The organism is Agrococcus sp. Ld7, from assembly GCF_045064095.1.
Lineage (GTDB): Bacteria > Actinomycetota > Actinomycetes > Actinomycetales > Microbacteriaceae > Agrococcus.
Map to the genome: position 1 here is coordinate 39,197 of NZ_JBISGY010000005.1, position 9,682 is coordinate 48,878.

General features: G+C 69.2%; 7 protein-coding genes. 4 read left to right on the forward strand and 3 right to left on the reverse strand.

Annotated features, from left to right (window positions below):
- Positions 1-208 precede the first annotated feature (208 nt).
- Positions 209-430, forward strand: coding sequence for a hypothetical protein (locus ACJJVL_RS02030; RefSeq protein WP_405216472.1), 222 nt, complete (start codon positions 209-211; stop codon positions 428-430).
- 105 nt (positions 431-535) lie between these two features.
- Here the strand turns inward: ACJJVL_RS02030 and ACJJVL_RS02035 are convergent, their stop codons facing one another.
- From ACJJVL_RS02035 to ACJJVL_RS02045, 3 genes are all read right to left on the reverse strand, one after another.
- Positions 536-2,149, reverse strand: coding sequence for an RNA polymerase sigma factor (locus ACJJVL_RS02035; RefSeq protein WP_405216474.1), 1,614 nt, complete (start codon positions 2,147-2,149; stop codon positions 536-538).
- 163 nt (positions 2,150-2,312) lie between these two features.
- Positions 2,313-3,641, reverse strand: a complete 1,329-nt coding sequence (locus ACJJVL_RS02040) for a nitrate/nitrite transporter (protein ID WP_405216476.1) — start codon at positions 3,639-3,641, stop codon at positions 2,313-2,315.
- On the reverse strand, positions 3,638-4,558 hold the full coding sequence (locus ACJJVL_RS02045) for a PAC2 family protein (protein WP_405216478.1): 921 nt from the start codon (positions 4,556-4,558) through the stop codon (positions 3,638-3,640). The genes ACJJVL_RS02040 and ACJJVL_RS02045 overlap by 4 nt, the downstream gene beginning before the upstream one ends.
- A gap of 45 nt (positions 4,559-4,603) precedes the next feature.
- Between ACJJVL_RS02045 and ACJJVL_RS02050 the strand changes: the two genes are divergently transcribed.
- The 3 genes from ACJJVL_RS02050 (at position 4,604) to sucB (ending at position 9,484) form a co-directional block, all read left to right on the forward strand.
- Positions 4,604-6,055: a leucyl aminopeptidase gene (locus ACJJVL_RS02050; protein ID WP_405216480.1), complete on the forward strand. Its 1,452-nt coding sequence runs from the start codon at positions 4,604-4,606 to the stop codon at positions 6,053-6,055.
- Positions 6,056-6,156: 101 nt separating this feature from the next.
- Positions 6,157-7,530, forward strand: coding sequence for a dihydrolipoyl dehydrogenase (gene lpdA / locus ACJJVL_RS02055; RefSeq protein ID WP_405216482.1), 1,374 nt, complete (start codon positions 6,157-6,159; stop codon positions 7,528-7,530).
- Positions 7,531-7,552: 22 nt separating this feature from the next.
- Positions 7,553-9,484 (forward strand): 2-oxoglutarate dehydrogenase, E2 component, dihydrolipoamide succinyltransferase, encoded by a 1,932-nt coding sequence (gene sucB / locus ACJJVL_RS02060; protein WP_405216484.1) that lies wholly within the window; start codon positions 7,553-7,555, stop codon positions 9,482-9,484.
- Positions 9,485-9,682 lie beyond the last annotated feature (198 nt).

Here is a 9,682-nt window from a genome sequence, read left to right on the forward strand (position 1 = left end):
CCGTTCCCCATCTCCTGCGTCGAATGCGTCCGTCTGTGCAGTCAAGCGCCGGTCGCGCCCGCCAGCCTATGGCCGCAGCGGCCCGGGACGGCGCAAGGCGGGCGGCTCGTCCTCCGGTTGCGCCACGGGCGAACCACCACCGGATTGCCGACGTTCTCATGGGGAGGCATGCGACGATAGACGCAAGCTACGCAGTGAGGAGGGCACCGTGAACGACATCCAGACCACGACGCTCGAGGTGGACGAGGCGAACGCGCCGCTGGGCGGCCTCGACCGCTGCGACAGCTGCGGCGCGCAGGCATACATCCGCGCGACCATGGAGAGCGGCACGCTGCTCTTCTGCGCGCACCACGCGGCCAAGCACCGCGAGGCCCTGCAGCCGCTGGCGGTCGTCTGGCACGACGAGTCCGAGAAGCTCAACGAGCGCTGACCTCACGACACAAGCAACGGCCCGTCCCTCGAGGGACGGGCCGTTGCTTGTTGCAGCGAGACGACGCGTGAGTCGCAGCCGCGACCGCGACTCACGCGATGCCGATCACTCCAGGTAGTCGCGAAGCTGCTGCGAGCGCGACGGGTGCCGCAGCTTCGCCATCGTCTTCGACTCGATCTGACGGATGCGCTCGCGCGTCACACCGAAGGTGTCGCCGATCTGGTCGAGCGTCTTCGGCATGCCGTCGCCCAGGCCGAAGCGCATCCGGATCACGCCCGCCTCGCGCTCGGAGAGCGAGTCGAGCAGCGACTCGAGCTGGCGCTGCAGCATCGTGAAGCCGACCGCGTCCGCAGGCACCACGGCCTCGGTGTCCTCGATCAGGTCGCCGAACTCGCTGTCGCCATCCTCGCCCAGCGGCGTGTGCAGCGAGATGGGCTCGCGGCCGTACTTCTGCACCTCGATGACCTTCTCGGGGGTCATGTCGAGCTCACGAGCGAGCTCCTCGGGGCTCGGCTCGCGGCCCAGGTCCTGCAGCATCTGGCGCTGCACGCGGGCGAGCTTGTTGATGACCTCGACCATGTGCACCGGGATGCGGATCGTGCGGGCCTGGTCGGCCATGGCACGCGTGATCGCCTGACGGATCCACCAGGTCGCGTAGGTCGAGAACTTGAAGCCCTTGGTGTAGTCGAACTTCTCGACCGCACGGATGAGGCCGAGGTTGCCCTCCTGGATGAGATCCAGGAACTGCATGCCGCGACCGGTGTAGCGCTTCGCGAGCGAGACGACCAGGCGCAGGTTGGCACCCAGCAGGTGGCTCTTCGCGCGCTGCCCGTCGCGCGCGATGCGGGTGAGGTCGCGCTTGAGCTGCCAGTCCATGCCGTCGCCCTCGAGCGAGAGCTTCTCCTCGGCGAACAGACCGGCCTCGATGCGCATCGCGAGGTCGACCTCCTGCTCGGCGTTGAGCAGCGCGACCTTGCCGATCTGCTTCAGGTAGTCCTTGACCGGGTCGGCGGTCGCGCCGGTGATCTGCGTCGGCGCGGGCTCGTCGTCATCGCCCGAGAGTCGCAGGGCACCCGTGGGCAGCTTCTCGACGTGGACCTTCTCCTCGTCCTCGTCGACCTCCGCCTCCTCCGGCGCCGCCAGTGCCTCGTCGACCGGGTCGGCAGCCTTCTTGCGGGTGGCGGTGCGCTTCACCGGAGCCTTCTTGGCTGCGGGGGCATCGTCGGCCGCGGCCGCTCCTGCGGCCTTCGAGGCAGTCGTCTTCGACTTGGCGGCGGTGGTCTTGGCGGCCGTCGCCTTCGCAGCCGTGGTCTTCGCAGCCGTGGTCTTCGCAGCCGTGGTCTTCGCGGCGGCCGTCTTCGCGGCGGTCGTCTTCGCGGCGGCCGTCTTCGCGGCGGCCGTCTTCGCGGCGGTGGTCTTCGCGGCCGTCGTCTTGGCCGCGGCTGCCTTGGCCGCCGGCGCCTTCGCGGGCGCGTCGGTGGTCTTGCTAGCCGTCGTCTTGGCCGGCGCAGCCTTCGCTGCGGTCGCCTTGGCCGGCGCGGCCTTTGCTGCGGTCGCCGTCGCCGGCGCCTTCTTCGCAGGGGTCTTCACGGTGCTCGTCGCTGACGACTTCGCGGCCGCAGTCTGCTTCGCAGGTGCCTTGGCGGCGGCCTGCTCCGTGTCGGTCGCAGCCTTGGCGGTGCTGCGGCGTGACGTCGTGGTCGTGTCCTTGGCTGGCATGCGGCCTCCGGTCTGTCTCGGGCGCCCAGACCCAGTGCATCGGACTGAGGGCATTCGAATGACCCAAGTCAAGTCCTGCGTCTGGCCGGTCTCGACTGGGTCGGTCTTGACAGTATAGCGCCGGATGTGGCATAAGCATTCCCACCGACCTCGAAGCCCCGGATCAGTTGCCGCGACGGCGCATCCTGTTCGCGACTGCCTGCCAGAGCGGTCCGACCTCGATGCCCTCCTCCCGCAGGCGCGAGCGTGTGATGCGCCGCATCCGAACGACCATGAGGAAGCCGAGCAGCAGCACGGCAAGCTGGAAGGTGAACGCGATTCGGAAGCCCTCCCAGTCGTAGAGGTCGACCGTCGCGCCAGCCTGGATCCGCACCGTGTGCACCAGGTCGAGGACGATGCCGACCACGGGGATGATCGCGAATGCGGCGGTGAAGCCGCCGATGTTCACGATGCCGTTGGCGGAGCCGAGCAGCCGCAGCGGGTTGAAGGTGCGCGCGAAGTCGAAGCCGACGGTGGAGCCGGGACCCGCGATGCCGAGCACGACGAGGAGCACGACCACGAGCCAGGTCGGCGGGTGACCGGGCCACAGGAGCACGGTCGCCCAGGTGCCCCCGAGCAGCACGACCAGGAACAGCACGAGCGTGGAGCGGCGCAACGGGAAGCGCGCTGTCGTGATGCCGAGGATCGGGCCGACGATCATGCCGGTGAATACCACGATCGACATGAAGCCGGCCGCCTCCCCCGGCGCGTACCCCAGGGCGTCGACCAGCATCGGGAAGCCCCACATCAGCAGGAAGACGTTCGTGGTCGACAGCAGCGAGAAGTGCGTCCAGAACCCCAAGCGGGTCCCGGGCTGGCGGAACGCGGTCTTCAGCCGAGGCCACCACCCCTCCGGGAGGTCGATCGAACCCGTCGGCGGCGTCCCGCCGGGCGGCGCGTCGAACACCACCAGCAGCACGACCACGAGCGCCACGGCACCCAGCACGGCGAGGGAGCCGAACGACAGCGTCCAGCCGACCTGCCCCAGCAGCCAGACGAAGGGCACGGTCGAGAGCAGCTGACCGATCTGCCCCGACACCGCCGTCCACTGCGACATCTGCGCGAGGATCGGACCGGAGAACCACCCCGCCTGCAGGCGGATCACCGAGATGAACGTGGCAGCGTCCCCGATCCCGAGCAGCAATCGGCCGGCGACCGCGAGCGGCAGATCCTCGGCGACGGCGACCACCACCTGACCTGCGACCATGACCGCGGCGCCGGAGGCGATGAGAACACGCGGTCCGTACTTGTCGAGCAGCACGCCGACCGGGATCTGCATCACCGCGTAGACACCGATCTGCACGGCGCCGAGCGTGGAGAGCAGGGTCGCCTGCACCTCGAAGCGCTCGGCAGCAGCCGGGCCCGCGACACCCAGCGATGAGCGGTGCAGGATCGCGACGATGTAGGCGAATGCGGCAACGCCCCAGACGAGCCAGGACCGCGCGCTGTTCATCCGAGCGGATCCGCGCCCGGCCGGCCGCGCTGCTTCAGGTAGCGCTCGAGCTCCTCGGCGATCTCGTCGGCGCTCGGGAGCGTGCCGTCCTCGTCCGTGAGCGGAGAGCGCACGGGCGACTGCGCCATGTAGGCGTCGTAGCGGGCCTCGAGCGTGTGCACGATGCGCTGGAGCTCCTCGTTGGTCTCCATCTGCTGGGCGACGAGCTGCTGGAACTCGCGGTCGGCCTGGCGCAGCTCCTCGGTGCGGAATGCGAGCGAGGTCGCGCTCGTCACGCCCTCGAGGGCCGCGAGCGCCGGGGCAGCCGAACCGGATTCCCCGACATAGTGCGGCACCAGCACCGTGAACGTCGTCACCGGTGCGCTCTCCTGCAGCCGGTGCTCGATCCGGTGGATGACGGAGGCGGGCACGGAGGAGACCGGCCGCCAGGCCGAGTACTGCTCGATGAGCTCTGCCCGGTTGCCGGAGACGGTGGAGACGAGCGGGCGCGTGTGCGGCACGGGCATGCCGATCGACGTCATGATGGTCGTGGTCGCGACCTCCAGCTCCTCGTGCAGCTCCAGCAGCGCATCCGTGAACCGCTCCCACATCCAGTCAGGCTCCGGTCCGGTGAGCAGCAGGAATGGCTTGCCCGCGTCGTCCTCGACGCTCAGCAGCGTCAGCGAGTGCGGCACGTACTCGTCGATGCGGTCCTCGTTGAAGAGGATGCGCGGTCGGCGAGAGCGGTGATCGATGAGCAGATCGGTGTCGAATTCGACCAGCGGACGATACGGCAGGGTGTCCAGGATCGCGGCGGCGGCGGACTCGGCCGCCGATCCGGCGTCGACGAAACCGTGGATGGCGATCACGAGGTCGAGGCCGCGAGGCACCGTCTCCAGATCCTCGAGGGGCAGCATCAGCTCGCGGGGTTCGAACACGCTCCCAGCCTACTGAGCCTGCGGACGCCGGTATCCTCGTGACCCATGTCCCTTCCCGCACTCTCCATCATCGCCCGCCCAGAAGACGCGACCGCCGAGCTGGTGGTCCACGGCGTGCTCGCCGGCGACACCCCAGAAGCACCCGGTTTCGACAGCGAGCTGCTCGAGGCGCTCGGTGTCACCGGCAAGCGCGAGCAGGTCACCCGCGCCGTTGTCGACGGCCGCAAGGTGGCCTTCGTCGGTCTCGGCGACACCGTGGACGCCGTCCGCCTGCGCGAGGCCGCCGGAGCCGCTGTGCGCGCGCTGCGCACGGTGCCCTCGCTCGCGCTCGCGCTGCCGGTCTCCACCGGCGATGACGTGCAGGCGGTGCTCGAGGGCGCGTCACTCGGCGCCTACCGCTATGAGCACCGGGTCGCCGACGGGTCCGAGCCCGTCGTGGTCGAGATCGCCGTCGTCGCCGGCGAGGCGGAGTGCTCCGCCTACTCCGTGCAGAGCGCCGGCGTCGCTGCCCAGGCCGTCTGCACGACGCGCGACCTCTCGAACACACCGCCGAACCTGCTGAGCCCCGTGGACTTCGCCGACCGGGTGGTCGCAGACGCGGCGAGCAACGGGCTGAGCGTCGTGGTGCGCGACGAGGAGCGCCTGCGCCGCGAGGGCTTCGGCGGCATCGTCGGCGTCGGCCAGGGCTCCAGCCGCCCGCCGCGCCTGGTCACCGTCGAGCACGCGCCCGAGAACGCGACGCGCCACGTCGTGCTGGTCGGCAAGGGGATCACGTTCGACTCCGGCGGCCTCTCGCTGAAGCCGGCCGCGTCGATGCAGCACATGAAGTACGACATGACCGGTGCCGCGACCGTCTACGCCGTCACGGTCGCCGCGGCGGCGCTGCAGCTGCCGATCCGCATCACGGCGCACCTGTGCTTGGCCGAGAACCTGGTCTCGTCGACGGCGACGCGCCCGGACGACGTCATCACGATGCGCGGCGGGAAGACCGTCGAGGTCACGAACACCGATGCGGAGGGTCGACTGGTCATGGCCGACGGCCTGGTGCTCGCCAGCGAGGCACAGCCCGACGCCATCATCGACGTCGCAACGCTCACCGGCGCGCAGCAGGTCGCGCTCGGTGACCGCGTGAGCGGCATCATGGGCAACAACGACGCGTTCGTCGACGCAGTGCTCCGCGCCTCTCGCGAGGTCGGCGAGCAGCTCTGGCCCATGCCGATCCCGGAGGAGATGATCGGGATGCTCGATTCGAACGTCGCCGATCTCATGAACGCGAAGGTCGGCAACCGCTCGGGTGGCATGCTGCTCGCTGCGGCCTTCCTCAACGAGTTCATCGGCGAGCGCAATGGCGTCCCCATCCCCTGGGCGCACATCGACATCGCCGGGCCCTCGACGAACACCGGCGCGCCATTCGGCTTCACGCCCGCCGGCTCGACCGGGGTCGTGGTGCGCGGCCTGCTGCGCACGCTCTCGAAGATGTCGCGATCGGCGGAATGAATGCAACGCTCAGCAGTGCCCGACTAGGCTGGTGCGGGCAGGAACTGCCGTGCACCGCTGCCAAACTTGCGCAGCAATGAAGACTCAGAAGGAGCAAGTGCGTGTCCGATCAGAGCTTTGACATCGTCGTCCTGGGTGGAGGCAGCGCCGGTTACGCCGTAGCGCTGCGCGCCGTGCAGCTCGGCAAGACCGTTGCGATCGTCGAGAAGGACAAGCTCGGCGGCACGTGTCTCCACCGCGGCTGCATTCCGACGAAGGCGATGCTCCACTCTGCCGAGGTCGCTGACGAGGTGCGCGACTCGGGCCACGTCGGCGTCGACGCCGAGCTCAAGGGCATCGACATCGAGCGCGTGAGCGCGTTCCGCGACGGCATCGTGTCGAAGAAGTACAAGGGCCTGCAGGGGCTCATCAAGGCGAAGGGCATCGAGGTCATCGCCGGTGAGGGCAAGCTCACCTCCGCCACGACGGTGCAGGTGGGCGAGCAGACGCTCACCGCGAAGAACGTGGTGCTGGCGACCGGATCCTACGCGCGCACGCTGCCGGGCCTCGAGATCACCGGCAACATCATCACGAGTGAGCAGGCGCTCCAGCTCGACTGGATCCCGAAGCGCGTCGCCGTGCTCGGCGGCGGCGTCATCGGCGTCGAGTTCGCGAGCGTCTGGCGCGCCTTCGGCGCCGAGGTCACGATCATCGAGGGCCTGCCCCACCTGGTCGCGAACGAGGAGGAGTCGGTCTCCAAGCAGTTCGAGCGCGCCTACAAGAAGCGCGGCATCCAGTTCAAGCTGGGCGCACGCTTCTCGGGTGTCACGCAGGACGACTCCGGCGTGCACGTCTCGCTCGAGACCGGTGAGACCATCGACGCAGATCTGCTGCTGGTCGCGGTCGGCCGAGGCCCGAACACCTCCGGCGTCGGCTACGAGGAGGCCGGCATCGAGATGGATCGCGGCTTCGTCACCGTCAACGACCGGCTCGAGACCAGCGTGCCCGGCGTCTACGCCGTCGGCGACATCGTCCCCGGCCTGCAGCTCGCACATCGCGGCTACCAGCAGGGCATCTTCGTCGCAGAGGAGATCGGTGGCCTCAGCCCGCGCAAGGTCGAGGACGTCAACATCCCCAAGGTCACCTACTCCGACCCCGAGGTCGCATCGGTCGGCTACTCCGAGGCGAAGGCCAAGGAGCAGTTCGGCGACGACAAGATCGAGACGTACGAGTACTCCCTCGGCGGCAACGCCAAGAGCGAGATCGTCGGCACCAGCGGTTCCGTCAAGGCCGTTCGGGTCAAGGACGGCCCCGTGGTCGGCGTGCACATGATCGGCCGCCGCGTGAGCGAGCTCGTCGGCGAGGCCCAGCTGATCGTCAACTGGGAGGCCTACCCGGAGGACGTCTCCCAGCTGCTGCACGCGCACCCGACCCAGCACGAGGCACTCGGTGAGACGATGATGAAGCTCGCCAACACGCCCCTGCACGCCATCTGACCCACGCCACAGGAGACAACCCATGACTGACATCACGCTCCCAGAACTCGGCGAGAGCGTCACCGAGGGAACGATCACCCGCTGGCTGAAGGCCGTGGGCGACGAGATCGCGGTCGACGAGCCGATCGTCGAGATCTCGACCGACAAGGTCGACACCGAGGTGCCGTCGCCGATCGCCGGCACCATCACCGAGCTGGTCGTCGGCGAGGACGACACCGTCGAGGTCGGCGCGGTCATCGCCCGTGTCGGCGACGCCGGGGAGGCACCCGCTGAGGATTCCCCGGCTGAGGACGCCTCCGAAGAGGCACCGGCTGAGGATGCACCGACGGAGGAGACATCCTCCCAGGAGGCTCCCGCGATGGAGGCCTCGGCCGAGCAGATCGCGTCGGAGGACGCCGGTGCTGAGCCCGAGCAGGAGGACGAGGAATCGGCAGCCGAGGCACAGGAGTCGCCTTCGAAGGAGGCGGACGAGCAGTCGGCGCCTGCCACCGGCGGCGACGCCAAGGACATCACGCTCCCCGAGTTGGGTGAGAGCGTCACCGAGGGCACCATCACGCGCGTGCTGAAGTCGGTCGGCGATGAGATCGCCGTCGACGAGGCACTCGTGGAGATCTCGACCGACAAGGTCGACACCGAGGTCCCGTCGCCCATCGCGGGCACGATCTCGGAGATCCTCGTCAGCGAGGACGACACGATCGAGGTCGGTGCCGTCATCGCCCGCGTCGGCGGTGCAGCCCCTGCGGCAGACGCCGAGCCGAAGACCGATGACGCTCCGGCAGACGCCCAGGGTTCCGCCGAGGCACAGGATGCGGCTCCGAAGGAGCAGCCCAAGCCGGCCGCGCCATCCACGGAGCAGCCGGAGCCTGCCAAGGCACCCGAGGCGGAGGAGCCGAAGGACGAGTCGCCGAAGCAGCAGGCGCCGAAGGACGACGCTCCGAAGGAGGAGTCGGCGAAGGCAGCCGCACCCGCGGCGCCGTCCGCCCCGGCGCAGCCCGCGGCACCGGCACAGCCCGCTTCCGAAGCATCCGCGCCCGCGGCGAGCGGTTCGAGCTCGTCGTACGTGACGCCGATCGTGCGCAAGCTCGCGAACGAGCGAGGCGTCGACCTGAGCGCGCTCACCGGCACGGGCGTCGGCGGTCGCATCCGCAAGGAGGACGTGCTGAGCGCCGCCGAGGCGGCGCCCGCACAGGGCTCGGATGCATCGGGTTCGTCCGCGTCGGGGTCCGCACCGGCAGAGGTCGAGGTCTCGAAGCTGCGCGGCACCACCGCGCCGATGTCGCGCCTGCGCAAGGTGGTCGCGAAGCGTGCCGTCGAGTCGATGCAGACGCTTGCGCAGCTGACGACCGTCGTCGAGGTCGACGTGACGAGGGTCGCGCAGCTGCGGGAGGCGAACAAGGTGTCGTTCCAGCAGGAGACGGGCAACAAGCTCACGTTCCTGCCGTTCTTCACGCAGGCGGCCGTGCAGGCCCTCAAGTCGCACCCGCTGATCAACGCGACCGATGACGGCGAGACGATCACCTATCCCGAGACCGAGAATCTTGCGATGGCGGTCGACACGGAGCGCGGCCTGCTGACGCCCGTGATCCGCGACGCGAGCTCCAAGAGCATCAAGGAGCTCACGGCGTCGATCGCCGACCTCGCGCAGCGCACCCGCGACAACCAGCTGAAGCCCGACGAGCTGGCGGGCGGCACGTTCACGCTCACGAACACGGGTTCACGCGGCGCGCTGTTCGACACGCCCGTGGTCTTCCAGCCGCAGCGCGCGATCCTCGGCGTGGGCACGGTCGTGAAGCGCCCGGTGGTTGTCTCTGTGGACGGACAGGACTCGATCGCGATCCGCTCGATGGTGTTCCTCGCCCTCTCCTACGACCACCGCATCATCGACGGTGCCGACGCGGCGCGCTACCTCGGTCAGGTGAAGGCGCAGCTCGAGTCCGGTCAGTTCGAGGTCTGATGCCGAAGGGCTCACGGCTGTGAGCCCGAAGGCATCAGGGTCGAGGAGGCTGCGGCCCGCAGGGTCGCAGCCGTCACGACGCTTCTATGTGTTTTGTCAAGCCCATGACGGCTTCGAGGTGTCGGAAGATGGCGCGGGCGACGTAGCGTTTGAGGATCCGTTTGATGGCTTTGGCGCCCTTGCCTTCGGTGGTGCGGC